1 pseudogene is annotated in these 992 nt (G+C 47.3%); it reads right to left on the reverse strand.

Going from position 1 to position 992, the window contains the following annotated elements:
• Positions 1 to 992: pseudogene (locus tag HMPREF2675_RS04740) on the reverse strand (hemagglutinin); the annotation flags it as partial.

Below are 992 nucleotides of genomic sequence, written 5' to 3' on the forward strand. Positions count from 1 at the left end.
ATTTCGCGCTGTTTGATCATGTCGGCCCTTAACGGTACTCCTGATAATTCATAACTTTTGAAATTTGCCGTCTTATCGATGTACCCTTTCATGGTGCTGTAAAGCTGCTCGGGTTTGGACAGGCGTGCCGTAGTTTGCGTATCCAGAGTTTTGGCACTGATTGCTGTGCCTGTTGTTGCATTATAGTAATCGAATACTTTGAAATTTCTCGGTAGTCTTGCATCAATAGGTAACCCCTTACCGACATAATCCTCCCAAGGCATTCCCTGTCCTTCAATCCCCTTGCCCCACTTGATACCGACTTTGGATTGGGGCAGGACATTTCGCTGTACGTCAGCAATTTTCGGAGTCGAGGAAGTTTTCACACCTGTTGCCAAGCCTCCCAATTTGCGTGTAATCAGCGTTTCCAATCCCCATATGGCTAGATTTTTCGCATCAGATACTAACGGAGATTCGTATTCTATTGGTGTACCCAAAGATAGGACAACTTTTTTACCAAAATTGGACTGGTAAGTGCCAAACAATTGCCGACTTCCTTCTGAGGCCTGTGTATAACCACCGGTCACACCTGTCGCCGCAATAAGTCCACCGCCAACACAGCCAAGCCCGGTACTGCACAGACCTACGCCTGCAGCACCCGAACCGACAACAGTCGTTGCACCCAATCCCATATTGCCTGCCCCCTTAATTTTGGTGGCAGCCCGGTCGTAACTGCTGCGTATATCGTTCAGTCTATTCCAGTTTCCATATTCAAATGCACCCGTCCGCATCAATATATTTTTTTCCGCCACAAACTGTTTACCGGCATCTTGAAGTTTTTTTAGTCCTTTATAAAGAGGGTCGAAGTCAGGTACGCCTTCCGCGCACCGGGTTAATGCACATGCAGCGGCTTTTAGGCGGTACTGTTCTTCAGCCGATCTGCCTTTTGACAGTTTGTTAAGGATTTGTGTTTCTTTCGGATGCAGCTGCCTATTGTTCCAATCGACATTCGC

It is taken from the genome of Neisseria sp. HMSC061H08, from assembly GCF_001836795.1.
GTDB classification, from domain to species: Bacteria; Pseudomonadota; Gammaproteobacteria; order Burkholderiales; family Neisseriaceae; genus Neisseria; species Neisseria subflava_A.